Source organism: Flavobacterium calami (assembly GCF_038290035.1).
GTDB lineage: Bacteria > Bacteroidota > Bacteroidia > Flavobacteriales > Flavobacteriaceae > Flavobacterium > Flavobacterium calami.
On sequence record NZ_JBBYHS010000004.1, the window covers coordinates 123,582 to 150,569 of the forward strand.

Consider the following 26,988-nt stretch of genomic DNA (forward strand, 5'->3'; position numbering starts at 1 on the left):
AAAACTTATAGTTTAAAACAATAAATTCCTTATTTTGCGCATTATCTAATTATCTAATTACCCCAATTATCTAATTAATTTTGTTCTTAAAAAAAGCCCCGAACAACTGAAACATTTGCTAATTTTGTTCGGCTCACTCATTTTACAAGCTGCAAAAATAGGGTATTTTAAAATATGGCGAAAGTAAAATATTATTACGACTCAGAAAATCTGGCTTATACGAAAATAAAAACCAGAAAAAGAATAAAATTTGGTTATGCCATGCTGTTTTTGCTGGCTTCTGCCCTATTCGGTTTTTTGGTTTTTGTCCTTTTGATTAATACTTCTTATTTTGAAACTCCAAAAGACCGGCTTCAGGCACGTGAAATTGAAAATTTAAAACTGCAATATGCCATTTTGAATAAAAAACTGGATGAAATTGACGTTGTGGCTGATGCACTCGAAGAACGTGACAATAATATTTACCGAATTTATTTTAACAAAGCTGAGATTCCGGATTCTACAAGAAAATCAGGTTTCAGAAATCCTGAAAGATATAAGATTTTAGAAGGGTATAATAATTCACAATTGGTTTTGAATACCACAAAAAGAGTGGACAAACTATCCAAACAGCTGGCTATTCAATCCAAATCGCTGGATGAAATATTAAAACTTGCCAGTGCAAAAGGAAAGCTATTATTGGCTATTCCTGCCATTCAGCCAGTTCGTAATGAAAATTTAAAACATGTCGCATCGGGCTTTGGATACAGAATCGATCCTTTCACAAAAGTGCGAAAAATGCATAACGGTATGGATTTCACTGCCAGTACAGGGACACCGGTTTATGCAACGGGCGATGGCGTTATTGCAAGAGCTGACAATTCGGCGTCAGGCTTTGGTAACCATGTAGTCATCAGGCATGGTTTTGGATACGAAAGTTTATATGCCCATTTAAGCAAATACAACTGCAGACCCGGACAACATGTCAAACGCGGAGATGTTATTGGCTATGTAGGAAGCACAGGAAGATCTGAGGGACCACACTGCCATTATGAAGTACACAAAGACGGGAAAGTGGTGAATCCGCTTAATTTCTATTACGGAAATATTTCTGCAGCAGAATATGTTGTAATTTCACAAATGGCAAACCAGGAAAATCAGTCATTAGATTAATACTATAAAAAGTATTATTTTTGAAATAAATTAGACACAAAAAACATGCACATTGAGCTTTCAAAAGATAAAAGGTATTACAGCATTGGCGAAGTTGCCAAAGCTTTTAATGTCAATGCCTCTTTGATACGATTTTGGGACAGCGAATTTGATATCCTGAAACCTAAAAAGAATGCCAAAGGCAACCGAATGTTTACACCTGAAGATATAACCAACTTACAGTTGATTTATCATTTGGTCAAAGAAAGAGGATTTACGCTAGAAGGCGCCAAAATACACTTAAAAGAGGGGCAGAAGAAAACATTAGATAAATTCGAAATAATACGTAAATTAGAGACCATCAAAACACAATTAACAGATATAAAAAACGAATTGTAATTAAATTTTATAAATAAACTTAAATTAAAATAAACATGAAGAAAGGATTAATAATTCTTGGGGTTGTAGCTGTAATAGTTATTGCATTATATAGCTGGGCAAGTGGCATTTATAACACAGCAGTAACACTTGATCAGGATATAAAAGAAAGCTGGGGAAATGTAAACACTGCTTATCAAAGGAGAAATGACCTTATCCCTAATTTAGTAAATACTGTAAAAGGATATGCACAACACGAAAAAAGTACTTTAACAGCTGTTATCGAAGCTCGTGCTAAAGCTACTTCTGTTACAATTGACCCGTCAAACGTTACTCCGGAGCAATTAGCGGCATTCAATTCGGCACAATCAGGTGTTTCTTCTTCTTTATCCAAATTATTGGTAAGTGTTGAGCAATATCCGAACCTAAAAGCTGATGCAAGTTTTATGAAACTACAGGATGAGTTAGCCAGTACAGAAAATCAAATCTTAACAGCCAGAACACGTTTTAATGAAGCCGTTAAGCCTTACAATAATAACATTAATACTTTTCCAAGAAATATTCTTGCCGGGCTTTATGGCCTTAAAGAAAAACCATATTTTGAAGCTTCTACAGGTGCTGATAAACCAGTTGAAGTAAAATTCTAATAATAAAACGTAACTCTAAAACAATTGAAATGTCAAAAGTAGAAGATTTTTTAACCAAAGAAGAAGAGCAGGAAATTGTTGAAGCTATTCGTATGGCTGAAAAAAACACTTCTGGCGAAATTAGAGTACATATAGAAAAAACAACTTCTAAAGCCCATTTTGACCGGGCTTTAGAAGTTTTTCACGAATTGCGAATGGATGAAACCCAACTTCAAAATGGTGTTTTGTTCTATTTTGCAGTGGATGACAAAAACTTTGTTGTTTGCGGTGACAAAGGCATAAATGACCTTGTAGCCGATGATTTTTGGGATTGCACCAAAGACAAAATGACAGCAAAATTTAAAGCCGGCAAATTTAAACAGGGTATTGTTGATGGAATTTTAAATGCCGGTGAGCAGTTAAAAAAATATTTTCCATGGTCTGAAGGCGATACAAACGAATTATCTAACGAAATTTCAAAAGGATAAATGATGAAAATTTCCAAAAACAAAATATCAAATTCCAAAGGAGTTTTTCAATTTACCTTTTTACTAATTGCTTTTTTAATCTGTACTTCAGGATTTTCACAATTTACAATTCCTGAAAAACCAAGTTTTCAGACTTCTGTGTATGATTATGCAAATATTTTAAGTGCTTCTGAAAAAACACAGTTAGAAGAGAAATTAGTTCGTTATTCAGACTCCACTTCTACACAGATTGTTGTGATTACCATTGAAAGTTTAAAAGGAGAAGATATTGGAATTCTTACTCCAAAATGGGCGCATCAATGGGGTATCGGACAAGCAAAAGAAGATAATGGCGTTTTGATTCTGCTTGCTAAAAACGAAAGAAAGATCTGGATTTCGCCTGGTTATGGGCTTGAAGACAGGCTAACAGCAGGAATCGGAGGCGAAATTACACGAAATATTATCATCCCTGAATTTAAAGCCGGAAGTTATTACAGAGGTCTTGATAAAGGTGCCGATGCGCTTTTTGATGTTTTTAAAGGAAAATATAAAGGGGAAAGAAAACAAAAAGCCAAAGGAAAAAACTTTCCGATACTGCCTTTTATCGTTATTGTCGTAATCATATTAATTTTATTGGCAAGAAACAAAAAAGGGGGCGGAGGCAATTCCGGAAACAATAGTGGTGGAGGCCCAAGCCTGCTTGACGTAATTATTCTGAGTAATCTTGGAAGAAGCGGCGGTGGTGGATTTGGAGGTTTCGGTGGTGGATCATCCGGTGGTGGTTTCGGCGGAGGCGGTGGCTTCGGCGGAGGATTTGGCGGAGGCGGATTTTCCGGGGGAGGTTCAGGCGGAAGCTGGTAAATTAATTTGTTTCAAGTTTAAAAAATCTTACTTTTACAAATCACAATTCTATATAGATGTTATCACATAAAGCAAAATACGCCCTTAAGGCCCTACTTTATCTAGCAGAACAGGACGAAAATCACATTTCTAAAACTATAGAAATTGCTGATGGCGCTAATATCCCTAAAAAATTTTTAGAACAAATATTATTAGACCTGAAACGAGGTCGTTTTGTGAGCAGTAAACAGGGCAAATTTGGTGGTTATTACCTAATAAAATCCAAAAACGACATTACTCTAGCGGAAATCCACCGATTATTTGACGGTGCAATTGCTCTTTTGCCATGTGCATCTTTAAATTTTTACGAACCCTGTTCTGATTGCAAAACCGAGGAAGAATGCAGTCTGCGCCACGGCTTGATGATCATTCGCAACGAAACCTTGAAGGCAATGCAGAACATTACGATCGCATCATTAATAAATAAAAAATAATTTTTTTTTCAAAACCCTACCAAGTAGATAGATTTTATATATATTTGCAAAAAATAATTAACAAATCATTTACAAATTTTGACCAATGAAAGAAAAATTAAGTAAGTCTTATGTATCTAAAAATCTTTTGCAAAAAAGTAACTATAAAAATTTCACAGCAGTGAAAAACAATTCTTCAATGATGTGTATGTGCTGGTAAAAAAATTTCATATTAAATTCTACTAATTACATATATATAATATAAAAATGAAAAATTCTATCAAAAATATATTTACAATACTTTCAATTTTAACTTTCTCAGTTTCATTCGCACAAAACATTGAAGGAACTATTACAGATTCAGAAAAAAATCCTTTAGAAGCTGCCAACGTGGTAGTAAAAGGAACAACTATAAATACTGTTACTGATGCCAGCGGTCACTTTAGTCTGGACACAAAAGGGAGAAAACTTCCTTTAATTGTATTAGTTCAGTACGTTGGCTACAAAACTACCGAAGTAGAAATTACTACTTTACCGGTTCCTCTTTTACAAATTGCTTTAAAAGAAGAAAATGAACTTATTGAAGTTGTCGTTTCATCAAGACGAAGAATAGAAAAAGTTCAGGATATTCCGATTGCAGTATCGGTAATTACAGGAAAACAAGCAGAGCAAACAGGAGCTTTTAATGTGAACCGTATAAAAGAACTCGTACCATCTGTACAATTGTATTCTTCAAATCCAAGAAATACAGGAATAAACATTAGAAGTCTTGGTTCACCATTTGGTCTTACCAATGACGGTATCGATCCAGGAGTAGGTTTTTATGTAGACGGTGTTTATTATGCACGTCCGGCTGCCACCACATTAGACTTTATTGATGTGGAGCAAATTGAGGTATTACGTGGACCACAGGGTTCATTATTTGGAAAAAACACTACTTCAGGAGCTTTTAACATCACTACACGTAAACCAAGCTTTACCTCAGGAGCTGATTTCGAAGTAAGCTACGGAAACTACGCTTTCCTTCAGGCGAAAGCGTCTGTTACAGGAGCTTTAGGCAAAAAAGTAGCGGGTCGTTTGTCTTTTTCAGGAACACAGCGTGATGGTTTAATTGATAATATCGCAACAGGAAGAGCGACAAATACCTTAAACAATCAGGGAATCAGAGGGCAATTACTTTATACTCCATCTGAAAACACTAACATTATATTTGCTGCCGATATTACCACACAGCGCCCAGACGGATATGCTCAGGTGGTAGCTGGTGTTGCACCGACCAAAAGAGCGGCTTATCGTCAATTCGATGCTATTATTGCTGATTTAAATTATGAATTACCAACCAGAAATGCTTTTGACCGAAAAATGGATCAGGATACACCTTGGCGTTCCGGACAAGACATGGGAGGTTTATCTTTAAATATTGACACCAAAATTGGCGGCGGAACTTTGACTTCAACAACTGCATGGCGTTTTTGGAACTGGGATCCTTCAAATGACAGAGATTTTACAGGATTACAGGTTTTGGCAAAATCACAAAACCCAACCAGACAAACACAAATAACACAGGAAGTTCGTTATGCCGGTCAGCTTACATCCAGAATAAGTGGTGTGGCAGGAGTATTCTTTATCGACCAGACATCTCAAACAGACGGAACAGAAGAATCTGGTGATGCTCAATGGAGATTTTCTCAAAGTACTACCAGCCCCTTATGGAAAACACCTGGTCTTTTTGAAGGATACGGAATAACAACTGATGCCAGAATTAGAGCTTCCAGTGCTGCGGTCTTTGGTCAGATTGACTGGGCAATTACAGATCGTTTCCATATTTTACCGGGTTTAAGATATAATTTTGACAAAAAAGATGCACACTATGCCCGTAAAACATACGGAGGCCTTCAAACAACAGATCCTGCATTATTAGCATTAAAAAAATTGGTTTACTCTGATCAGGCGTTTGACTCGAGTACAGATAATACAGACTTTTCCGGAAACATAACACTTACTTATAAAGCTTCTGATAAAATTAATATTTATGGAACTTATGCTAAAAGTTATAAACCTGTTGGAGTTAACGTAGCAGGACTTCCAACAGACTCAAAAACAGGACAGCCAATGACTGAACTTGCAGTAATTAAGCCTGAAAAAGTGAATCATTTTGAGGTTGGAGTAAAAACATCTCCGTTTCAAAACTCGATCTTCAACTTAACGTTCTTTAATACTAATATCAAAGATTATCAAACCAACGTTCAGGCCGCTGAATTAGGTGTAAACCGTGGTTATCTGGCCAATGCTGATGAAGTCCGTGTAAGAGGTGCTGAATTGGATGCCAGTTTTGTTTTCAGCAAGCATTTAACAGTAAATGCAGCAGCCACTTATACAGAAGGTACATATGTTAAATTTACCAATGCACCACTTCCATTAGAAGACACAGGACTTGTTGTTGATGGAGTTCAGGTAGCTTATAAAGATGTTTCCGGGACCGACTTGCCAGGTGTATCAAGATGGGCAGGATCTTTAGGAGGTGAACTTTCAGATAATGCAAGATTTTTTGGAAACGCAGGGAAAATTTTCCTTGGAATAGATTCTTATGCACGTTCAGAATTCTCATCAAGCCCTTCAGCTTCAAAATATTTAGTAGTTCCGGGATATGCAATTTTTAATGCCCGTTTAGGCTTCCGTGCTTCACAGGGACTATCTGTTCACTTTTGGGGACGTAATCTCTTAAACAAAGATTACTATGAGCAATTATTACCAGCTGGTGGAAATGCAGGACATTATGCAGCTGTATTAGGAGACCAGAGAACTTATGGAGTTACATTAAAATATTCGCTATAATAATATAAAGAAAGTTAGTTTGGTTAAACGGGATGTGTTTCTATTAAAGCACATCCCGTTTTTTAGTATGGTTAAAATCACAAAATAGAATTTAAATCAAATTTAAAAAACGTATTCCTTCATTATAAATGATCTTTCATTTGTATATATTCGCAGCCTGAATTTACAGAGTACAAATGAAATTTTTAAAATTCATACTTTTTTTAGCGTTTTTCAATCAGTTTTCTTTAGCGCAAAGCAAAAAAAACATTGAACACCAGACTCTGACATGGATTCGGTATTATAATATTTTTCCCTTGTCTGAGAAATGGTCACTTCATTCTGAACTTGATAATAGAAGCTTTGTAAACCCTGTTCACGAAAATGTATTCGTTTTTAGAACTCAGGGAAGATATCGTGCCGGTCAGCATGTAGATTTAGGCGGCGGATTTGCTTATTTTAGTGTTAATACACAAACCCCCTTATCAGACCCTGAATTTTCAATACCCGAATATCGTATTCAGCAGGATGCTACCCTTATTTATGATCTTGCAAAAATCACTTTTCATAATCGTTTTCAGCTTGAGGAACGATTTATACAAAAAGCGACTAAAACAGAATTATTAAACGATTTCTCTTTTGCTTTTCGTTTCAGATACCGTTTACAATCCACTTTTACACTTTGGGAAAAAGAAAAAAGAAGCTTAAAAGGAACGATTTCTGATGAAATTTTATTCAATCACGGAAAAGACAACAAGAAAAACACTTTTGACCAAAATCGTTTTTATGCTGCCCTGCGTTATCATTTCAATCCTAATATTGGTCTGGAATTAGGGTATTTAAAGAACTTTCAGAGACGGGCAAGCGGTGTTGATTTTTATGATCGTGATATTATACGTTTTACTATTTATCATAGAATTAATCGTAAAATAAAATCGTAGAATTAAAATTCCAATTTTTGAAATTCCAAATTCCAATTTTTAAGTCACTTATGAGCACGTAATAAAAAACTCCAGCCTAGCCGGAGTTTATATTTTTATCGAAGTTTTATCTTTGAGCTAAAATTTAAAATTAATCTTCCCTTTCTCTTCCTCCACGGTCTCCACGGTCTCCTCTGTCGCCACCTTCACCTCGTTCTCCACGCTCTCCTCCTCTTCTTTTTGAACCTTTTTCAGCAGCAAAATTTCCAATTTTATAAGCTACAGAAAACATCACATAACGTTTTAAAACGGTACTTTCTTCATCACGAACTGAGGTTGCAGAAATCGTTCTGCTAGCACTTTGATTTTGATTCAGGACATCATACACTTTTATTTTAGCGTATAATGTTTTGTTTAAAAAACCATAAGATAAACTGGTATTCCATAAGTAAAAATCTTTTTTGAAATCATCCGAAAGATTCGAATTGTAAGTATATCCAAAATCATTTCCAAAAATTAAATTCGACGGCCAATAGGTCGTGGTTTGTAAACCGGCTCTGTGCACAACTGCAGAAGTCGAAGTTGCAGAAGTATTTTCGTAATGCGTTTCATTAAACGACAATCCATAAGATGGAGAAATAGTTAGCAATTCACCATATTCGTAAGTAAAATACAATTTAGGCGAAATTGCGGTTGATTTAGCATTGTACATAATAGCATTTGTAAATCCTTTATCAAAAGTATAACTTCCGTTTACGCCAATTCCATATCGTAAAACGTGTGCGTCTCTTTTAATCGACTGATTCCAGTTTGCTCCGGCAGAAAGAGAATAATTCCCTGAAATATTTACATAGGTCGTTGTTCTTTTACCATTTTCATCAAAGACAGAGGTAGATACAATATCATTATTAAAATAATCTCCTTTTAGCGAAAAAGCATAACCGGAACGAGTACGGAAATCGAAATTCCTGAAATTAAAATTCATCGAATTTTTCTCTACAGGATCTAAATTTGGATTACCAACAATACTATTCAATGGATTATTCAAATTGGCGATTGGCATTAAATAATTTGCGGAAGGTATTGCATTTGAGTAATCGTATTTTAGTGTCAAATTCTTAGACTTACTAAATTTATATCGCAACTGAGCAGATGCAAAAGGCAAGGCATATTTTTTATTTAATTGTGTTTCTTTGCCCATATACAACGAATAGTTATCAAAATTAACGATAGTCGTTTTCGAATCCAGATTTAATGTATAATTACTTTTTCGCAGTGTTATCCCAACTTTTGGGGCTACCGAATTTTGTGCAGATGTTGTATAAGTTGTTAATGAAGAATTCAAATCTAAAATTTCTTCTGTATTCCTGTCAACATCATAGGTCTTCTGGTCATTTGATGAACTTTGCCAATCAAAATCAGAACCAAAGCGTACTCTTAGAGAATCTGTAATTGGCTCTGTATATTCTAAATCTAATGAATAAGAGTCAGAAATACTTCTACCATTTGTTTTTTGGTATCTGTCAACATTTTTATCTGGTTCCTTTGTAAAAAAAGTATTTGAATCATTAAACCCGTCTGAATCATTTTTGGTATTATTATTCGAAAAAACAAAGCTCATATTTCGGGCTTTTTTCTCGAAAGCTTTATTAAAATTGATTGTATTTGCAAAATTAGTTGCAGTTGTTTCCTTGTATGATTTTGCTTCACTGTTATTTAAAAGCTCTCCGTTTTCATCATCCACCGAAGTGCTGCTTGACGAATCAGATTTTCCGTTTGAACGTGTCTGACCTACATTTGGAGTAATAACAAGACGTGTCGATGGGTCGATTTTGTATTCCAATTCAAAGTTGGCAGTATTTCCAGTGCTTTCATTTCTGGTTTTAGAATCAGCAACCGTATAGTTATTTCCTGAAGGTAAAATACTCAGTTCATTAGATTTGCTTTCGTTGTTATTAATCGTATTCGAAAAATTGTAACTCCCTGACGCCATGAGTTTTTCTGTCCAGTCATCAGAATAATTAACCCCCAACAAATTAGACTGAGTAATCCCTTTACCGGACCCACCTGAGCTTTTTCCTCCTCTGGCTGTCCTTCCTCCTCCCATACTGTCAAATACCTCATCCTGAGCAAAACCGGTTGAATTAATATTATTTGATGATCCCAGAATACTGATTTTCTGCTTATTATTGAAGAAATTCATAATAAGACTACTTTCATAACGGTCATCAGAGCCATAACCCCCAAGAATTTTTCCGAAGTAGCCTTTGTTTTTCTTTTCATCAATTGTCAGGTTGATACTCGAATAATCTGATGTGGATTCTTGTTTAGATAATTCTTCTTTTTTGGTTTTAAAATCTGAAACCTGAACTTTTTGAATAATCTCGGCAGGTAAATTTTTCAGCGCTATGGCACCGTCCCTATCAAAAAAAGGTTTTCCGTTCACCAACAGCTGATTTACTTCTCTCCCGTTAACCATAATTTTTCCGGCATCGTCGATATCAAAACCTGGTAATTGTTTTAATAATGCTTCTACGTTTGCATCCGGACGGACTTTATAAGAAGCGGCATTATACTCTAAAGTATCCTGTTTCATACGGATTGGCGGAGCCTCACTTTTTACTACTACCTCGTTTAAGGCATTAACACTTTCCAACAGGTATAATTTCCCAAAATCTTTGCTTTCTAAAAGACCTTTTTGCTCTTCTGAGTAAGTTTGATATCCTAAATAATTTATTTTAAGAAAAACAGGTTTGTCCAGTTTTTTTGTATTTAATCTAAAGAATCCGTTTTTATCTGTTGTAGCATAATCAATAACCGTAGAATCTTTTACAGTGGTAAAATAAACGGTAGCCAATTCAACCGGCAGCTGCGTATTAATATCAAGTACGGTACCTTTAAGAACAATATCATTCTGAGCATTAGCTGAATAAGCAAAAACAAAAAGCAATAAAAAGTAATAAATTCTGGTCATAAAATATTTGGTTAGACCCATTAGACTTTCAAGGAGGCAAATGGTTTAATTGTAAATTCCACATTTAACCAAATATGATGCCATTTCGCAAAAGAGATTTATTTATCAATTAAAAAAAGACATAAAAAAAGTCCCAAACGGGACTTTATCATTTTTTATTTTTCTCTAATATATATATCTATCGGAACTCCTGCAAAGTCCCACTTTTCTCTAATCTTATTTTCCAAATAACGCTTATACGGTTCTTTTACATATTGCGGCATATTGGCAAAAAACACAAACTGCGGTACATCTGTTGGCAACTGCATGCAATACTTAATTTTTACATATTTACCTTTTGTTGCCGGTGGCGGATACGCCTCGATAACTTTCAACATGTATTCGTTGAATTTTGAAGTCGGAATTCTTTGCTTTCTATTTTCGAAAACCTGAACTGTAGCTTCCAATGCTTTCAACAAACGTTGTTTTGTTAAAGCAGAAACAAACAAAATCGGCACATCTGTAAAAGGCATTAGTTCTTTTTTGATTTTCTCTTCGTAATCTCTTGTAGACATGGTATCTTTTTCAACCAAATCCCATTTGTTTACCAGGATCACAATTCCTTTTCGGTTTTTCTCTGCCAGCCAGAAAATACTCTGATCCTGACCTTCAAAGCCGCGGGTTGCATCTATAACCAATATACAAATATCTGCATGTTCAATCGCTCTTACCGAACGCATTACAGAATAAAATTCTAAATCTTCTTTAACCTTAGCTTTACGACGAATTCCTGCAGTATCCACTAAGTTAAATTCGAAGCCAAAACGGTCAAATTTTGTATCAATTGCATCACGGGTAGTTCCTGCAATATCCGTAACAATATAACGGTCTTTACCAATCAAGGCGTTGATAAAACTAGATTTCCCTGCGTTTGGACGCCCAACAACAGCAAAACGAGGCAAATCTTCTTTAACCTCAACTTCTGGTTTCTCAGGAAATGCATCGATTAAAGCATCTAATAAATCTCCCGTTCCGCTTCCTGAAATACTTGCGAAAGTAAAATAATCTCCTAAACCAAGATTATAAAACTCAATCGCATCTTTCTCACGCATTGCATTATCTACTTTGTTTACAGCCAATAAAACCGGTTTTGTTACCTTACGAAGTAATTTTGCAACAGTTTCATCCATTGGTGTAATTCCTTCCTCCACATCAACTACAAAAATGATAACATCGGCTTCGTCTATAGCAAGCTCGACTTGTTTACGGATTTCGCCTTCAAATACGTCATCGCTTCCGCGAACATATCCACCTGTATCAATGACAGAAAACTCTTTTCCGTTCCACTCGCTTTTACCATAGTTTCTATCACGGGTAACCCCAGATACTGAATCTACAATAGCTTCTCTTCTTTGTATCAGCCTATTAAACAGGGTCGATTTCCCCACATTAGGTCTTCCTACTATCGCAACAATGTTATTCATTTTTTTGAATTTTAGATTCCAGACTCACAATTTCAGGTTTTGTTTTTAACTAAATCTCAGTAAATTATAAATCCAAAACACCTTATTTAAATTTTTTGCAAAGGTAGTTAAAAAAAGTTGCTAAGATGCTAAGTTTCTAAGTACCTAAGTTTTTATTGTATTTCTTGTTATTTTTTAAGGAGCTTAATCCAGCTGTCCACTATATCTTTTGTGGCGAACCCCGCCACAAAAGGATGTCGTTCCCATCTGGGCTAGGAGATCATAGTTTTAAGAATGTTTTCCTTAAAAAAAAAATCATTCTTTTCTTAACCAGCCCAGCAATCTGTTATTTTCGATTTTATATTTACCTTCCTTCTTTTTTAAAACAAAAGTCTCTCTTGAACTACTGAATGGCCCGGGATTTTGCTGAATAATCTCTATTTCATTTTCAGAAACTTTAGAAATTATAGCCACATGCCCGAATCTGTTTAAAAGCGATCCTGAAAAAATTACCAAATCTCCAATTTTAGGTTTTGCTTTACTCGAATTTGTATATTGAATTAAATCCCGTTTCGGATTCAATTCGCCATCTTTTATTTTAGGATCAAAAAAATCTTTTGCGTGACCGTACGCATCTGGCATTTTATGATTGTAATGTTCGTAATAATATCGTTTTACGAATTCGACACATTGATATTTTAAGCCTAAATTGTAATTGTCTTTTGTAACATTTCTCTCGGCAACGTTATCAACTCCACCGTTGTAATAAACTATCACTCCGTTTAAACTATCAAGTGGCTGACCTATTTTATAATCAGAGTTTAAATTTATTTTCTTTACAACTTTTATTCCCGCATATGTTAAAACTAAAACTGAAATAACCAGAAGTGTAATTTTTTTAATTTTCATTAATCCTTAGTTCAAATATAATAATCTGAATTGTTTTAATTTAAATAGTTCCTAATTTCGCTTTCCTCATTATCTCCAGCTAATAAATAAACCAACAAAGGCCTTTTATTTTTTTTATACAATATACAATGTGCATGATAATTGTTGATAGGCCCTTTTGTATCGATTGTAATTTTTTTACCCTCTTCAATTTCTAACTTCAGATATCTTTTTTTGGCGTATAAAATTTCTACTTTCATTTTCCTGAAATATTCATTCAATTCATGACTGTAATAATTCCAATCATCCATAGCCGTAAAATAAGCCTCAGCTTCAGGCGAATCTTCATTACTGAATGTTTTTATTTCCGGTCTAAAAATAATCAGCTTTGTTGTATTTATTATTTCTGTGTCATTGGCAATTTCATTTATAGGAGAAATAAAAGACATTACCTGCATTTCATTTTCTACACTTACACCTTTCAAAATTTCCCAATCAGAGGTAATCCTGCCCGATTCATTAAAAAAATAAGTTGTATCACCATGTTGACCAATCACATAGTTATCATGATCTTTGTACTTTCCGTAAGTGTCCATTTGCAATAACTCCCCCACGAAATCTCCATCTGTGTCAAACCGCGCAGCTCCCTTTAAATCTCCATTCTTCATATATAAGATCGAACCACCATTTGCAACAAACAAATGATTTACTTCTTTCTTTTTTTCTTCTATCTCAGCTTCTGAAAATCTATTCTTTTCTAAAGATGGAGCATTAACAGTGTCTTTTTTTACTGTAGTCGTGATTTTTTTTTGAGGTTTCTCTTCTTTACACGAATTTAAAATTAAGATGTAAATGAATAGCAACGATAGTTTTTTCATATTTGAATTTACAGATCTAAAGAAATAACATGTTATTGATTATACCCGAATCGTTTCAGCATATTGGCGTTGCTTCTCCAGTTTTTATTCACTTTTACGTAAAGTTCAATATGGATTTGTTTTCCAAAAAATTTCTCTAAATCAATGCGGGAATCCATTCCTACTTTTTTCAGAGCGGCACCTTTATGTCCTATGATAATTCCTTTCTGCGTATCACGTTCTACCATAATCACAGAACGGATTCTTATAATGTTTTCGTCTTCATGAAATTCTTCTGTTACGATTTCAACCGCATACGGAATTTCTTTGCTGTAGTTCAATAAGATTTTCTCACGGATAGTTTCGTTTACGAAGAAACGCTCCGGTTTGTCTGTTAATTGGTCTTTTGGGTAATAGGCTGGAGATTCCGGCAATAATTCTATTATTCTTCCAAAAACTTCCGGAACATTAAAATTCTGCAAAGCCGAAATTGGAAAAATTTCTGCATTTGGCACTTTTTCTTTCCAAAATGAGACTTGCTCTTCTAATTGTTCCTGGTTTGAATTGTCAATTTTATTCAACAATAATAACACTGGAATTTTAGCGTAAATAATTTTATTAAAGAACGCTTCGTCTTTAAGATCCTGCTCCCCTATTTCAACCATGTAAATTAAAATGTCAGCATCTTCAAAAGCCGATTTTACGAAATTCATCATCGATTCCTGCATTTCATAAGCCGGTTTGATGATTCCGGGAGTATCAGACAAAACCAATTGAAAGTCTTCTCCGTTTACGATTCCTAAAATTCTATGACGTGTAGTTTGTGCTTTTGATGTTATGATTGATAATCGTTCTCCAACGAAGGCATTCATCAAGGTTGATTTACCAACATTTGGATTTCCGATGATGTTTACAAAACCTGCTTTATGTGACATTTGTGTATTATTTTAAGATGCAAAGGTAGTCATATCAAGTCAATACAGAAAATAAAACATTTTTTTAAGTTTTCGTTGGATTTCTCAAAAATCGACGTATCTTTGCACCCGAAACATCGCGGGATAGAGCAGTAGGCAGCTCGTCGGGCTCATAACCCGAAGGTCACAGGTTCGAGTCCTGTTCCCGCTACAAGGCAAAAGACCTATCTTTTTTTGAAGATAGGTCTTTTTTTATGGTCTTTTGCTATATATCGTAAGTTTAACTTGCAAAAATAAAGTGATTCAAAAATCCCGTTAAGTTAACTAGAGGGGGATTCGAATAATAATTAAGTTAGATATATATTGAAAACCTAGTTTGCGGTTTTTATATTTGAATCTAACTTTTGAAATTATACCTAAATCTCATTAGGTATTTTATAATTTAAATTATATTTGCAACTATGAATAGAAAAGGCTGTCTTCCTCCACCTAGATTTTAATAGTATCTCTTGATTTAACAGAGCATACTTTCGGCAGAATGTCCGAATGATTCTTTATGCTTTATTGATAATATTAAAATCTGCCATAACTGGCACAAAAATTCATGAAAAAATCATATTTATTATTGCATCTTGCTGTATTTTTAGCAGGATTCACTGGAGTATTTGGCAAACTTATAACTCTAAACGAAGGTCTCTTGACACTCTATAGAGTTCTTTTCTCTACAGTTATATTATTTATTATTGTGAAATATTTAAAAATTGGGAGGAAAATCAACCACGCAGAAAAATTTTACATTGGCAAAATTGGAATATTAATAACTGTCCATTGGGTATTTTTCTATGCCAGCATTAAATATTCAAATATTTCGATTGGTGTAATCTGTTATTGTCTTACAAGTTTTTTTACGGCAATTTTCAAGCCTCTGATCGACAAAACTAAATTTAAATTCATTGAACTGCTGCTAAGTGCTCTTATGCTAGTAGGTATCAGCCTTATATTTCATTTTGATACCTCTTACCAGTTAGGCATTATTCTGGGAGTAATTTCTTCAGCATTTGCAGCTCTTTATACCATTTATAATGAAAGGTTAGTTCATTTATATGACAGCAAAATCATCAATTATTATCAAATGGCTGCTGGCTCAATTATTTTACTAATTATAATGCCCCTGTATCTTTATTTTTTTCCAGCTGAAACTGTGTTCCCAAATATAACTGATTTTGTTTATCTTAGCTTACTTTCATTATTCTGTACAGTAGGACTGTATGTTTTATTTGCCGAAGTACTAAAAAAGATTCCTGCTTTTACTGTAAATCTTACTTTTAATTTAGAACCGATTTACGCTATTGTGATTGCTTTTGTTTTTTTTTAACGAAAGTAAGTCTGTAAATGCATCTTTTTATATTGGAATATTTTTTATACTAAGTTCTGTTTCTCTGCAGTCATATGCATCATTAAAAAAGAAGTAAAAAATTCCACGATTTTGAATTGACAAGCCTCATATAGGGGCTTGTTATTTAGAATATATACAACTGGTACTTTTAAAGACTTAGATAATTTCTTCTAATTACTAAATTTTTATTCTGCCAATTTAATTATATCATTCATAAAATGGTTCGAAAATTGTCCCTTTAAGGCTATTAAGACAAAAAAAACTTCAGATTGCTCTGAAGTTTTTTTGTCTTATAAATTACAGCAAAGTTTATATACGTTTTAACATGCAGATCACTCACTCTCGTTTCTGAATATCGCATAAGCCTGAAAACTTCTGTTCAGATAAAATTCCATCGCTTTTAAATTATGTAAAACCAGAGCAGAATTCTATAATGAAAAACGTTGTTGCCCCTTGTAGTTTTGAATTAGTAAAATATTTTTAAAAAAATTAACTAATAAAAAATTATGAGATCATTTATGGCTAAACCTTCAAATTCCAACTCAATTAAACATTTCGATATTCAGTCTAATACAAATTTGATAGATGCTGAATTTTATTCTGAACAACAAACTTTAAACCCCTTAGTAGACTTGTACCTTAAGAATCACGACGAACCCGATTTTGATTGCGAATTTCTATGCGGTATTAGCCATTACTACAATGAAAACGAAAATACGATTGATCCGGAAACCGATGAAGATCCTGCAGATCTATATAACGACAATCAATGGGATGCAGATATTTACGACCCATACGTAGAGTCAAGCTATTTTTAATCAAAAATCTTAAATGCTAATTAGCCCAGATTTGCAATCGGACACTATATTTAGCTTCTTAATCTGATTTTGGATCTTTTGAAACTATAAATCTCATCAATCCGGGAAACCATCTTTGCAGCCAAACAGCTAGTTTGCCATGGACAGTGAAAATGTAATTTCGCTTTCGCTTTAAAATGGCTTCTACCATTACTTTCGCTGCTTTTTCAGCAGGCCACATTAAATTTGACGGTCGTGGATCTGGCTCTTCAGGATGCCAGATTCCATCATTGTCAATTCTGGAGATTTCCGAAACCACAAATCCGGGATGCATTGTAGTACAAGTCACACCTGTTCCTCCTCCCGAAGTATTCTTTAAATGACTTAAACACGCAAATGTCTCTGACTTTCAATTCTAAAAGTCTTCAACTTTACTAGAAAATAACATAATATAGATTGTCTCGAAAAGCTCACTTCAAATTAAACGATCAATAATTGAATTATCTCCTTTTTTCTCAATATTTAGTAATCCAGAATCAGTAAAATAATTACTGTTTTTCTTCTTCCCTTTTTGAGTCACCACTTTCTTTTATTTATCCTAATTTGCAGGGTTTGAGAGTTAATTTCTGATGCCAATAAAAAAAAAATAAAAAAAATGCATTTTTTTATGTAACAATTAAACTAGTACTGTATCAAAAGATAAATTTTAAAAAATTAAATCTTATGAAAACGAAATCTATTTTAATTATTGCCTTTATTCTTCTTATGTCAAAATCTGTTTTTTCTCAAACTGCATTCAAGGTAGAAGTAAAAGGAAAAGGAAATCCTGTCTTATTATTCCCTGGTTTTGGCTGCACAGGAGAAGTATGGAATGAAACAGTGGCCGAACTTTCTAAAAATTACGAATGCCACATTTTTACTTTTGCAGGATTTGGCAATGTTCCGCCAATTGAAGCACCTTGGCTATCGACTATAAAAGATCAGGTTATTTCGTATGTAAAAACCAAAAAATTAAAAAATGCAGTATTAATTGGTCATAGTCTGGGAGGAACTTTAAGTTTGTGGCTGGCATCTGAAGAAACTACTTTATTCAAAAAATTAATTCTCGTTGATGCTTTACCGGCAAACGCGGCTTTAATGATTCCTAATTACAAAGGCGAAACTCTTTCTTATGATAATCCTCAGAGCAAAATGATGCTGGCGATGGATCAAAAGGGCTTTGAAGCAATGAATTCACAAATGACTTCTTACATGTGTATGAACAAAGAAAAACAAAAAACAATCAATGAATGGATAAATATTGCCGATAGAAAAACCTATGTTTATGGTTATATTGATATGCTTAATTTAGACTTGAGAAAAGAAATTTCCAAAATTAAAATTCCGGTAGTAATTTTAGCAGCAACAAATCCAGATCTTGCTACCGTTCAAAACACCTATAAAGCTCAGTATGAAAATCTGCCATCCGCTAAAATTCTTTATGCATCAAAATCAGCGCATTTTGTAATGTACGATCAACCGGAATGGTTTATAGAAAATGTAAAATCAGAATTAAAATAAAGTGGCTGAAAAAAGACAATTCAACGAGATTTACTCCAAACATTACAATAAAGTGTTTCGCTTGTGCAAAGGTTATTTTTGTGGAGATACTGCATTGGCCTCTGATGCGACTCAGGAAATCTTTATCAAAGTCTGGGAGAAGTTAGATACCTTCCGAAATGACTCTAGTATCAGCACTTGGATTTATAGGATTGCAGTAAACACTTGCCTTCTTTATTTAAGAAAATCATCTTCCCGAAAAGAAATTAGGATCGATATCCTGCCTCAGACGGTTTCAGAAACTTATTCGGGCGAAAAAGACAAGCAGCTTCAACAAATGTATCAATGCATACAAAAACTTGAAGAAACAAACAAAATGATAATCCTGATGACTTTAGACGGCGTAGAATATCAGGAAATATCAGAAGTAATAGGGATAACCGAAGAAACGCTTCGTGTTAGAATTCACCGAATCAAAAAAAGTTTAACGCAATGTGTACAAAATGAAAACATTTGAAGAATTACAAAATATTTGGGATCACCAGACAGAATCTGATATAAAACCAACAGTCACTGAAATTATTAAAAAAGCAGAGGCACATACCAAGAAAATTAAGCGTAGCCATTTTTGGACCAAGGTAATTTTAAGTCTAACATCATTAATACTAATCTCTTATTTTATTTGGGTAGGCGCTTATAGACAAACACTGTTTGGTTTTGGATTATGCATTATGATTACAATGCTTCTTGTGCGTATAGCCTTAGAATGGAGGAGTGCAAAAAAGCTAGAGAACTTAAAGACTGATGTTAATTTAATTGAATATAGCAAACTGGCTCATCAGTTTTATGAATGGAGAAAAAAAATACATTATATTTTTACACCTGTCATTTACCTGGCTTATGTTGTTGGTTTTACCTTGCTTTTACCTGTTTTTAAAGACAATTTTTCAAGAGGTTTTTATCTTTATATCCTCTCAAGCGGATATGTTTTTTTATTAATATTTGCATTACTTATGATAAGAATAATCAAAAAGGAAATAAAGATTTTAAATTTCTTAAAAAATATCTCTTAAAATAAAAACTGATTTTGTTTTAGCCAAAACATATTTCTAAAATTTACAATTTCTAAGAAACAAAAAAAATGCGCAAAGTTCATAGTGAAATTTGCGCATTTTTCCATTGGAATACCTTGGAGACTCTGATATTACCAAATGGTTATTCTGTCTTTCTTGGGCAAAAACATTTTATCTCCAGGTTGTACATTAAATGCATCGTAAAAAGGAGTAGTATTCATTAGAGGACCATTAACACGCCAGTTTGGTGGAGAATGCGGATTGTTGTTTATCCACAAACGCAGGAACTCGTCTTTCATTTTTACCCTCCATATTTTGGCTATAGAAATAAAGAAGCGCTGGTCTGGGGTAAAACCGTCAATTTTTGTATTCCCTTTTCCTTGATCGGTCATTTTAAAAGCATCGTAGGCAACTGCTATTCCGGCAATATCTGCTGTATTTTCTCCAACAGTCATTTCGCCATTAATATGCAGATCTCCTAAAACGGTATAGGTACTGTACAAATCTATAACCTGCTGTATTTTGGACTTAAACTGCGCATAATCCTCTTTTGTCCACCAGTTTTTCAAGTTTCCATCCTTGTCATATTGAGCTCCCTGATCATCAAAAGTATGGGTTATTTCGTGACATATTACCATTCCGATACCTCCATAATTCATTGCATCATCTGCATTATTATCAAAATATGGAGGCTGTAAAATACCTGCAGGAAAAACAATTTCATTTGCGGTGGGGTTATTATAAGCCGTAACGGTTGGCGTTGTAGTATACCATTCTGATTTATCGACTGGTTTACCCAATTTTGCCAGTTGAAATTGATATGCCGCTGCAGCAGCCGAAACCATATTTTCAAAATACGTATTTCTGGCTACCTTTACATTACTATAATCTCTCCATTTATCCGGATATCCTATTTTCTTAGTCATGGCTGCTAATTTTTCTTTAGCTTTTTGTTTTGTAACAGGGCTCATCCATTCCAATTTATCAATTCTTTTGGCATACGCTTTTTGCAGATTATTCACTAGGATTAACATGCGTTTTTTGGCATCTTCTGGAAAATATTTCTTTACATACAATTCACCCAATGCTTCGCCTAAGTAATTGTCAACTGCATTAGCCATTTTTTCGCCACGTGATTTTTGAACGGCCTGACCAGAAAGCACTTTTGTGTATTCAAATGAAGCATCTGCAAAAGGTTTGCTTAAATCATCTGCATATCTTTCGAGAGAATTTGCTTTCAGGTAAATTTTCCAATTAGCAATGGAGATGTTTTTTAGTAACTTATTAAGGGCATCATAATATGCAGGCTGACCTATATTAATAGAATCGGTTTTAGCGCCTAAATTATTTAAAAAAGTAGTCCAGTCTATGTTTGGATGTTTTTTTACAAGATTTGTTACCGCAGTTTTATTATAATTTGCCTGCACATCACGAAGCTGAACTTTTGTCTTATGCGAAACGGCGAGTTGTTTGTCTATATCGTAAACTATATCAGCATTCTTTTTTGCCTCCTGAGCATTGCTGCCTGTGAGTTGAAATAATGCAGCAAGATATTTTTTGTAAGCTCCCTGGATGGCAACTGTTGACGAATCTGATTTGAAATAATAGTCCCTGTCGGGCAAGCCTATACCGGTTTGATAGAGTTGAGCAATATTCATACTGCTGTTTTTATCATCCGGTCCTACTCCAAAACCTATGATAGAAGAATTGTCAACTTTTTCCTGGGCAACTACAAATTTCATTAAAGAAGGTACATCGCTAATTGCTTCAATTTTGGCAAGCAGAGGTTTGACAGGAGCATAACCACGTTTGTCAATGGTTACTGTATCCATACCCGATGCATAAAAGTCTCCTACCTTTTGTGCTATACTTCCTTCTGGGTTCTTACTTTGCGAAATACTGTCTAATATTCCCTGAAGGCGCATTCGTTGTGGAAAATTTAGAAACATGTAAGCTCCAACTCCTGCCTGTGATGCAGGTATTGACACAGAATCATACCATTTGCCATTTACATATCTAAAAAAATCATTCCCAGGCCGCAATGTGGAATCTATTCCAGTGATTGCAATATTTTTTTCTCCCTGATGTTTTGAGCATGCCGTAAAAGCTAAGCATGTAATGAAGAGTATTAATGAATTTTTCATAATCCGGACTTATTTCTATTAAAATGAACTAAAAAACGTTTGAAGGAAGCTGTTCTAAAATGTATATGCCTTGCCTATTTAATTTTAGCACAACAATATACGAATTCAGTTTTTAATTCTAAAGTTTTTCTGTCCTACTAATCTTTCAATGTTAAAGCTATTTAAATCGTAAAATGGTTTGAAATAACAAGCTTCATTATTTCTAAATTATGTATTGAATTCAGAAATACGTTTTCAATAATTATCTTTAAAAATAATGTAAATTGATTTTATACATTGAGTGAACAGCTTGACACTTGCATCAGCGGATTTACTTGTATTTACAAAAAAGTAATTTAAACTTTTTCAATTAGTCAGTGATTAATTTGAATTTTACAGGTTGAAAAAATATGTTAGAATTTTTCTCAAAATAAATTCCATTTTCTTTTTTATCTAATTTTACCTCGTAATTATGGATTGTGGTAGTTTGTGCAATTACATTGACCTGATAAGTATCTCCAATTTTGTTTGCTTCGGATATATCCTGAACAATACCATTAATCACAACCGATTTTGGAACAACAGCAACGTCATTTAATTTAAAACTAACCACATATCCTCTCTCATTATTTCTGTTATAACTTTTATACGTTTGGTTTTTAATATCTAACAGCGATCCGGAACAGGAAAAAAGAAAAAAAACTCCTAAATAAAACAATAAAAAGACGGTTTTTGGAATACTATTTTTCATACATTTGAGGTTTTATACTCACAAATCTAACTTAATTTTAAACATTAAAAAACAATGAAATTAAAATATATTGGTATAACATTGTTTCTAGGATTGGCTTTTACAGCTTGCAGCAAAGATTCTGATTCTGAAACTAATGTAACCACCCCTACCAAACCAGACGAGATTAACAACTTTGTCTGGAAAGCTATGAATTCCTGGTACTACTGGCAACCCAACGTTCCTGATTTGTCTGACAGCAAAATCACTTCTACCACAACATATAACAATTTTATTAACGGAAAAACTCCCGATGCACTTTTTTATTCACTCCTATATCAAAGAGGGACTGTTGATCGATTCTCATGGATTGAAAACAGCAATGAGATAGTGCGTGTTTCAAAAATTGCAGAAGTCGAAAAACAAGGTGGTTTTAGTTATGCCATTTATCCAAAAGACGCATCCAATACCAACATGGTAGCCTTAATTAACTACATTGTACCTAACTCACCAGCAGCTTTGGCAGGATTGAAAAGAGGCGACGTTATTACAAAAATAAATGGAAGCCAGCTTACTGCAAGTAATTATGACCAACTAGAAAACACGCAATTCACCATTACTTTGGCAGCAAGCGTGGATATTAGAAACGGTAGTTTAGTAACCACAGACAAAGCAGGAACTGTAACTGTAACAAAAGCCGAAATTGACGAAAATCCGATTGCTTATTACGAAAAGAAAGTATATGGAGCAAAGAACATTGGTTATCTGGTTTTTAATGCTTTTAAATCCGATTATAATGACGAACTCAATGGGGCTTTCGCTAAAATGAAATCGGATGGAATTAACGAATTGGTTTTAGATTTAAGATACAATGGAGGCGGTTCATTAGAAACTGCCGTTGCTCTGGCACAAATGATTAACGGAAGCTTTACCAACAAACCCTATATTTACTTAGACTTTAATAATAAACACAATAGTGAAGACGGCTATGAAAATCTTTCTGAAAAAGTAAAAATTTTTAACCTGACTGATAACGAACCTACTTTTCAGAGAGAAGAAAGTATAAACAGCCTTGCTTTGACAAAAATATATGTGCTGGTAAGTTTTCAAACCGCTTCTGCCAGCGAGCTCACCATACAATGTTTAAAAAAATACATTAACGTAATCACAGTAGGCGAAGAAACTGTAGGTAAATTTGTAGGATCCAACACTCTATACGATTCTCCTGCTTATGATTATCTCTCCTATACCAATCGGAGCACTACTCACAAATGGCAATTGCAACCCATTACTTTTTCATATTATAACAAAGACAAAGACGCAAATCCAGCAAAAATTACACCTGATTACGAAATTAATCCATACAGCACTTTCTTCAATCTGGTTGAATTTGGAAACGTAAAAGATCCTTATTTGAAGAAAGCCCTCGAATTAATTACAGGCCAAACCATGCGAACTACAGCAAAAATCACCAATCCTTCTTTGTCCATTGGTAATCTTGCTGCATTCAACCCTACCAATACTGCTAAAGGTTTATATATCCAGGATTTTAAAAGGTTGAAAAAACAATAACCAGCAACGAAATTTATAAATTAAAATCTAAAGGCTGGCATACGAGTGCAATGCTATTAAGTCAAGAGATTTTAGATTGATTATTAACGTTTTTTGATTTCAGATTTGGTTTGACTAAATATTAGATTGTTGATTTTAGGAGTTTTTTACTTCTGAAATCAACAATCATTTTATCATTTAATCTTTAACTTAATGACAATGGGTGCAAGTGTTTCGCTCCTGAACTTACGATTTCCGTTTGTTTAATATTTTACCATTTTATATTACGATCTATAAATTCAATCAGCTGTTTTGACATTGCCTCTTGTTCTTTTCTATTAGGATGATTCCCTCTTTCTTTATAGGGAAAAACCAAGGTATATATTTTTTTATCGTTTAATTGATTCACAGCTTTTTGGATATAGCCAGGCCATTCGGAACCAAATCTGGTAGCATCCATATTGCCCAATGCGCAAATTATACTCGCCGATGGATATTTGCTTCTAACAGAACGAACAAAATCAGCATAGGATTGAATTATAAAAGTTTCTGATGGTTTCTCAGTACCAAATCTTCGCTTAAACTGTTCATGTTCCGGTCTGTTTACAATCCAGGAATCATTCTGGAAGAGATTAATCACTACAATATCCGGCGTGTACTTTGTAAAATCCCATTTACTTAAAGGATCTAACGGTGCTGTACGATCGTATGTTTCGGGCATAATTTCAGGAAACCAGCTTACTGTAATTCCTATTCCGCTGCGGGCAATAATAAACGGCTTAGCATTATAGTGTCTTGCTGTTAGAGCAGCATAGGTATAATAATTATTGAAATCTTCGGGCATTCCCGAGTCTCTTCCTCCTTCCGGAACATCTACACCATGTCCGGCTGTAATGGAATTTCCATAGAATTCGATCTTTCTGGTACGATGATCCGGATTCTTCAATAATTTTGTTTGTCCATAAATTTCAAATCCATAAAACACATTTACGGATGTCGAATTCGATAGTTTATATATTTCTAATGTATGAATACCCGGCCCCAGATCTTTGGCTATATGTATTGTTCTTAGGGTATTATCTGTTTCAAATTTAAAAGGTTTTTTATCGTCTTTGTCGATTATGGCGTAAAAAAATGCTTTCTCTTTAAAAGACTTCATTTTTACTGAAACACCCGATCCTTTAAAAGTTATTCCTGCTGTAGTACCCGGCCAGTATAACATAGTGGAATCTGCTGTAACATCTACCCTGCCCGGTAATTGATTCTGGTGTTATCGGGCTTAACAAACTTCTGGGCATGGCTGTATGAAATAAAAACAAATAAAACTAATAACTGTAGTTTTTTGAAATTGATCATAATTTTATAATTAATTTAGAAAAAAGTAAAGTTATTATTTAATCCTTTGGGTGAAATTAATTTTAATGGTAATTTTTAGTAATTTCGAGTGATTTACAAGAGAGAATTATATCGGAAACAATTATTCTAAAAAACGGTTATAACTACATTTTTTTTCGTTTCTCTATCACAAAAATTCAAACCGCTTTTTTTATAATTAATACCCAATTGCTTATTGCAGCGGTTTTCAGCAGAAGATTATATGATTTATCAAAAATACGTTTAATGGATTCACAATTAGTTAAAATCCAAAATTCCTTTACCAAATGATTTTAATGACGCCTGAAAATCTTCTATTGATGTATGCGGCAGTCTTTTTATAAGATTTGTATTTACTATATAAAGTTGACCGCGATCTGAAAAAGGTACGGCTGGAATAAAAACAAGAGCTTTTTCCTGATCTGACTCTTCTTTCAACAGAGCAGGCTGCCAGTAATCTCCATATTTTAGTAATATTGGAACGTCAGTATTTATTTTTTTTACTTTAGCATTTAATTTCTCTTCCGCTATCTTTTTGTTTTTCTCATAACCTGGCAGAAAAATCATCAATTGATTGTCAATCCAGCTGGTGAATTTTTTCAGAAAAGCCAGTCGCATTAAATAGCCACTGAAATAAATCAGTACGATCAAAAAGAAACCACCAACAACATCTCTTGCTGCAGTACCTAATATATCATCCAGCCTAAGTAAATGAGCCGCTTTCTCGCCATAGTTCTGGAAAAATGACCAGATTTTCTGCATTATCACAAAAAAAACAATTAATGGAAGCAATACCAGCGCTCCGGAGATAAAATTACGCTCAGCTTGTTGAAAGAATTTTTTCATAGTAATTACCACATAACTTATTATTAATCAAAACCAAAACAATATTAACATCAAAGCTCTAAGACTACATATTTTTAATAATGTAAAACAAAATCTCCTCTTCTAATTCCTGTGATAAGTTTTCGTTTTCCAACTGCTGATACAAGTATTTTTCGCTTTTTTGCTTATTTCTTTCTGCCTTTATTTTACTAATACAGTACTGATCACAGATCATTTTAAACCTGTCATCAATTAGATACATTATTTTTATAGACTCCATATACTGCTCAAATTTTGAACTATGTAATTCTTTAGGTAGAGACATATTTAATTGAATTAGGTATGATTATGACTATTACTTTGGCGATTTAATCCTATCACTAAATTAATTATTAAAGCTAAAATTACGATCAGCCAGAAAATTTTAAATATTGATCCAGGTACACATGACAGGGTACACTTTTCAAAAAAACTTTTTGCAGAATAAATTTAACTTTTATAAACAAAGTGAAGAGGTTTTAATCATTTTATTTTGTTCCAGATTATAATTTGCTACATATAATTTTGCCAGCTTATTTACCTCATTAAATGTGGGTTACAATAAATAACTAATCAGCCTGTGTATATAAATTCGTATTATTTTACAACCAGGACTATTCAAATTTGTAAAATCAATTCGTATAGAGGAAAATCAAATTAGAAGAAAAAGTAAACCATAGAAGCACTTCTCCAATCCGTAAAACTTGCTCAATAACTACCACACAATGAATATCTTATTACATATTCTATAAAAAACAAAAGAGTTTCACTTTAAAAAAAAAATGTGCAAAATGACATTTTTAATTCCCTCAAATTT

The 26,988-nt window shown here is 33.8% G+C and carries 25 protein-coding genes, 1 tRNA gene and 1 pseudogene; 16 read left to right on the plus strand and 11 right to left on the minus strand.

Annotation, left to right across the window (positions count from 1 at the left end; translation table 11 throughout):
* Positions 1-174 precede the first annotated feature (174 nt).
* The 8 genes from AAEO57_RS04770 to AAEO57_RS04805 all read left to right on the plus strand — a co-directional run bounded on the left by AAEO57_RS04770 (position 175) and on the right by AAEO57_RS04805 (position 7,670).
* On the plus strand, positions 175-1,152 hold the full coding sequence (locus AAEO57_RS04770; RefSeq protein WP_341690040.1) for a peptidoglycan DD-metalloendopeptidase family protein: 978 nt from the start codon (positions 175-177) through the stop codon (positions 1,150-1,152).
* 45 nt (positions 1,153-1,197) lie between these two features.
* On the plus strand, positions 1,198-1,530 hold the full coding sequence (locus AAEO57_RS04775; RefSeq protein WP_341690042.1) for a MerR family transcriptional regulator: 333 nt from the start codon (positions 1,198-1,200) through the stop codon (positions 1,528-1,530).
* 35 nt (positions 1,531-1,565) lie between these two features.
* Positions 1,566-2,156 (plus strand): LemA family protein, encoded by a 591-nt coding sequence (locus AAEO57_RS04780; RefSeq protein WP_341690044.1) that lies wholly within the window; start codon positions 1,566-1,568, stop codon positions 2,154-2,156.
* A 29-nt stretch (positions 2,157-2,185) separates the two neighbouring features.
* Entirely contained in the window at positions 2,186-2,623 is a 438-nt protein-coding gene (locus tag AAEO57_RS04785; RefSeq protein ID WP_341690046.1) for a TPM domain-containing protein, read from the plus strand.
* Positions 2,624-2,626: 3 nt separating this feature from the next.
* On the plus strand, positions 2,627-3,463 hold the full coding sequence (locus tag AAEO57_RS04790; RefSeq protein WP_341690048.1) for a TPM domain-containing protein: 837 nt from the start codon (positions 2,627-2,629) through the stop codon (positions 3,461-3,463).
* A 56-nt stretch (positions 3,464-3,519) separates the two neighbouring features.
* Positions 3,520-3,936, plus strand: a complete 417-nt coding sequence (locus AAEO57_RS04795) for an RrF2 family transcriptional regulator (protein WP_341690050.1) — start codon at positions 3,520-3,522, stop codon at positions 3,934-3,936.
* Positions 3,937-4,182: 246 nt separating this feature from the next.
* A complete protein-coding gene (locus tag AAEO57_RS04800) occupies positions 4,183-6,750 on the plus strand; it encodes a TonB-dependent receptor (RefSeq protein ID WP_341690052.1) in 2,568 nt (855 codons plus the stop codon).
* Positions 6,751-6,926: 176 nt separating this feature from the next.
* Positions 6,927-7,670, plus strand: a complete 744-nt coding sequence (locus AAEO57_RS04805; RefSeq protein WP_341690054.1) for a DUF2490 domain-containing protein — start codon at positions 6,927-6,929, stop codon at positions 7,668-7,670.
* Positions 7,671-7,800: 130 nt separating this feature from the next.
* On the opposite strand, the gene AAEO57_RS04810 is transcribed toward AAEO57_RS04805, so the two are convergent.
* The 5 genes from AAEO57_RS04810 to era form a co-directional block, all read right to left on the minus strand.
* Positions 7,801-10,623 carry an outer membrane beta-barrel protein gene (locus tag AAEO57_RS04810; protein ID WP_341690056.1) on the minus strand — a complete coding sequence of 941 codons (2,823 nt, stop codon included), beginning with the start codon at positions 10,621-10,623 and terminating at the stop codon, positions 7,801-7,803.
* 155 nt (positions 10,624-10,778) lie between these two features.
* On the minus strand, positions 10,779-12,086 hold the full coding sequence (gene der, locus AAEO57_RS04815) for a ribosome biogenesis GTPase Der (RefSeq protein ID WP_341690057.1): 1,308 nt from the start codon (positions 12,084-12,086) through the stop codon (positions 10,779-10,781).
* Between the two features lie 294 nt (positions 12,087-12,380).
* On the minus strand, positions 12,381-12,974 hold the full coding sequence (locus AAEO57_RS04820) for a CHAP domain-containing protein (protein ID WP_341690059.1): 594 nt from the start codon (positions 12,972-12,974) through the stop codon (positions 12,381-12,383).
* 35 nt (positions 12,975-13,009) lie between these two features.
* Positions 13,010-13,831: a hypothetical protein gene (locus AAEO57_RS04825; RefSeq protein WP_341690061.1), complete on the minus strand. Its 822-nt coding sequence runs from the start codon at positions 13,829-13,831 to the stop codon at positions 13,010-13,012.
* Positions 13,832-13,863: 32 nt separating this feature from the next.
* Positions 13,864-14,745: a GTPase Era gene (gene era, locus AAEO57_RS04830; protein ID WP_341690063.1), complete on the minus strand. Its 882-nt coding sequence runs from the start codon at positions 14,743-14,745 to the stop codon at positions 13,864-13,866.
* A gap of 117 nt (positions 14,746-14,862) precedes the next feature.
* Between era and AAEO57_RS04835 the strand changes: the two genes are divergently transcribed.
* The 7 genes from AAEO57_RS04835 to AAEO57_RS04865 all read left to right on the plus strand — a co-directional run bounded on the left by AAEO57_RS04835 (position 14,863) and on the right by AAEO57_RS04865 (position 19,529).
* A tRNA-Met gene (locus AAEO57_RS04835) sits at positions 14,863-14,935 on the plus strand.
* A 393-nt stretch (positions 14,936-15,328) separates the two neighbouring features.
* Positions 15,329-16,099 carry a DMT family transporter gene (locus tag AAEO57_RS04840; protein ID WP_341690066.1) on the plus strand — a complete coding sequence of 257 codons (771 nt, stop codon included), beginning with the start codon at positions 15,329-15,331 and terminating at the stop codon, positions 16,097-16,099.
* 539 nt (positions 16,100-16,638) lie between these two features.
* Entirely contained in the window at positions 16,639-16,938 is a 300-nt protein-coding gene (locus tag AAEO57_RS04845) for a hypothetical protein (RefSeq protein ID WP_341690069.1), read from the plus strand.
* Between the two features lie 176 nt (positions 16,939-17,114).
* Positions 17,115-17,300 carry a hypothetical protein gene (locus tag AAEO57_RS04850; protein ID WP_341690071.1) on the plus strand — a complete coding sequence of 62 codons (186 nt, stop codon included), beginning with the start codon at positions 17,115-17,117 and terminating at the stop codon, positions 17,298-17,300.
* A gap of 340 nt (positions 17,301-17,640) precedes the next feature.
* Positions 17,641-18,477 (plus strand): alpha/beta fold hydrolase, encoded by an 837-nt coding sequence (locus AAEO57_RS04855; RefSeq protein WP_341690073.1) that lies wholly within the window; start codon positions 17,641-17,643, stop codon positions 18,475-18,477.
* A gap of 1 nt (position 18,478) precedes the next feature.
* Positions 18,479-18,973: an RNA polymerase sigma factor gene (locus AAEO57_RS04860; protein ID WP_341690076.1), complete on the plus strand. Its 495-nt coding sequence runs from the start codon at positions 18,479-18,481 to the stop codon at positions 18,971-18,973.
* Entirely contained in the window at positions 18,960-19,529 is a 570-nt protein-coding gene (locus AAEO57_RS04865; protein WP_341690078.1) for a hypothetical protein, read from the plus strand. Before AAEO57_RS04860 ends, AAEO57_RS04865 begins: the two co-directional genes overlap by 14 nt.
* Positions 19,530-19,660: 131 nt before the next feature.
* Here AAEO57_RS04865 and AAEO57_RS04870 read toward each other — a convergent pair whose 3' ends face one another.
* Both AAEO57_RS04870 and AAEO57_RS04875 read right to left on the minus strand, forming a co-directional pair.
* Positions 19,661-21,673, minus strand: coding sequence for a M13 family metallopeptidase (locus AAEO57_RS04870; RefSeq protein ID WP_341690080.1), 2,013 nt, complete (start codon positions 21,671-21,673; stop codon positions 19,661-19,663).
* Positions 21,674-22,022: 349 nt separating this feature from the next.
* A complete protein-coding gene (locus AAEO57_RS04875) occupies positions 22,023-22,403 on the minus strand; it encodes a hypothetical protein (protein ID WP_341690082.1) in 381 nt (126 codons plus the stop codon).
* Between the two features lie 54 nt (positions 22,404-22,457).
* Between AAEO57_RS04875 and AAEO57_RS04880 the strand changes: the two genes are divergently transcribed.
* The gene (locus AAEO57_RS04880) at positions 22,458-23,954 is read left to right on the plus strand and encodes a S41 family peptidase (protein WP_341690084.1); all 1,497 of its coding nucleotides are present in this window, start codon (positions 22,458-22,460) and stop codon (positions 23,952-23,954) included.
* 250 nt (positions 23,955-24,204) lie between these two features.
* Here the strand turns inward: AAEO57_RS04880 and AAEO57_RS04885 are convergent, their stop codons facing one another.
* The 4 genes and pseudogenes from AAEO57_RS04885 to AAEO57_RS04900 form a co-directional block, all read right to left on the minus strand.
* Complete coding sequence (locus AAEO57_RS04885) at positions 24,205-24,879, minus strand: SGNH/GDSL hydrolase family protein (protein WP_341690282.1); 675 nt, start codon at positions 24,877-24,879, stop codon at positions 24,205-24,207.
* A pseudogene (locus AAEO57_RS04890) lies at positions 24,880-25,173 on the minus strand (hypothetical protein); the annotation flags it as partial.
* A gap of 392 nt (positions 25,174-25,565) precedes the next feature.
* Complete coding sequence (locus tag AAEO57_RS04895) at positions 25,566-26,153, minus strand: DUF502 domain-containing protein (RefSeq protein ID WP_341690086.1); 588 nt, start codon at positions 26,151-26,153, stop codon at positions 25,566-25,568.
* Positions 26,154-26,217: 64 nt separating this feature from the next.
* Positions 26,218-26,412: a hypothetical protein gene (locus AAEO57_RS04900; RefSeq protein ID WP_341690088.1), complete on the minus strand. Its 195-nt coding sequence runs from the start codon at positions 26,410-26,412 to the stop codon at positions 26,218-26,220.
* Between the last annotated feature and the right edge of the window lie 576 nt (positions 26,413-26,988).

Coding starts and splice junctions, on each gene's coding strand:
- AAEO57_RS04770 (WP_341690040.1), top strand. CDS start 175: ATGGCGAAAGTAAAATATTATTACGACTCAGAAAATCTGGCTTATACG.
- AAEO57_RS04775 (WP_341690042.1), top strand. CDS start 1,198: ATGCACATTGAGCTTTCAAAAGATAAAAGGTATTACAGCATTGGCGAA.
- AAEO57_RS04780 (WP_341690044.1), top strand. CDS start 1,566: ATGAAGAAAGGATTAATAATTCTTGGGGTTGTAGCTGTAATAGTTATT.
- AAEO57_RS04785 (WP_341690046.1), top strand. CDS start 2,186: ATGTCAAAAGTAGAAGATTTTTTAACCAAAGAAGAAGAGCAGGAAATT.
- AAEO57_RS04790 (WP_341690048.1), top strand. CDS start 2,627: ATGAAAATTTCCAAAAACAAAATATCAAATTCCAAAGGAGTTTTTCAA.
- AAEO57_RS04795 (WP_341690050.1), top strand. CDS start 3,520: ATGTTATCACATAAAGCAAAATACGCCCTTAAGGCCCTACTTTATCTA.
- AAEO57_RS04800 (WP_341690052.1), top strand. CDS start 4,183: ATGAAAAATTCTATCAAAAATATATTTACAATACTTTCAATTTTAACT.
- AAEO57_RS04805 (WP_341690054.1), top strand. CDS start 6,927: ATGAAATTTTTAAAATTCATACTTTTTTTAGCGTTTTTCAATCAGTTT.
- AAEO57_RS04810 (WP_341690056.1), bottom strand. CDS start 10,623: ATGACCAGAATTTATTACTTTTTATTGCTTTTTGTTTTTGCTTATTCA.
- der (WP_341690057.1), bottom strand. CDS start 12,086: ATGAATAACATTGTTGCGATAGTAGGAAGACCTAATGTGGGGAAATCG.
- AAEO57_RS04820 (WP_341690059.1), bottom strand. CDS start 12,974: ATGAAAATTAAAAAAATTACACTTCTGGTTATTTCAGTTTTAGTTTTA.
- AAEO57_RS04825 (WP_341690061.1), bottom strand. CDS start 13,831: ATGAAAAAACTATCGTTGCTATTCATTTACATCTTAATTTTAAATTCG.
- era (WP_341690063.1), bottom strand. CDS start 14,745: ATGTCACATAAAGCAGGTTTTGTAAACATCATCGGAAATCCAAATGTT.
- AAEO57_RS04840 (WP_341690066.1), top strand. CDS start 15,329: ATGAAAAAATCATATTTATTATTGCATCTTGCTGTATTTTTAGCAGGA.
- AAEO57_RS04845 (WP_341690069.1), top strand. CDS start 16,639: ATGGCTAAACCTTCAAATTCCAACTCAATTAAACATTTCGATATTCAG.
- AAEO57_RS04850 (WP_341690071.1), top strand. CDS start 17,115: ATGGCTTCTACCATTACTTTCGCTGCTTTTTCAGCAGGCCACATTAAA.
- AAEO57_RS04855 (WP_341690073.1), top strand. CDS start 17,641: ATGAAAACGAAATCTATTTTAATTATTGCCTTTATTCTTCTTATGTCA.
- AAEO57_RS04865 (WP_341690078.1), top strand. CDS start 18,960: ATGAAAACATTTGAAGAATTACAAAATATTTGGGATCACCAGACAGAA.
- AAEO57_RS04870 (WP_341690080.1), bottom strand. CDS start 21,673: ATGAAAAATTCATTAATACTCTTCATTACATGCTTAGCTTTTACGGCA.
- AAEO57_RS04875 (WP_341690082.1), bottom strand. CDS start 22,403: ATGAAAAATAGTATTCCAAAAACCGTCTTTTTATTGTTTTATTTAGGA.
- AAEO57_RS04880 (WP_341690084.1), top strand. CDS start 22,458: ATGAAATTAAAATATATTGGTATAACATTGTTTCTAGGATTGGCTTTT.
- AAEO57_RS04895 (WP_341690086.1), bottom strand. CDS start 26,153: ATGAAAAAATTCTTTCAACAAGCTGAGCGTAATTTTATCTCCGGAGCG.
- AAEO57_RS04900 (WP_341690088.1), bottom strand. CDS start 26,412: ATGGAGTCTATAAAAATAATGTATCTAATTGATGACAGGTTTAAAATG.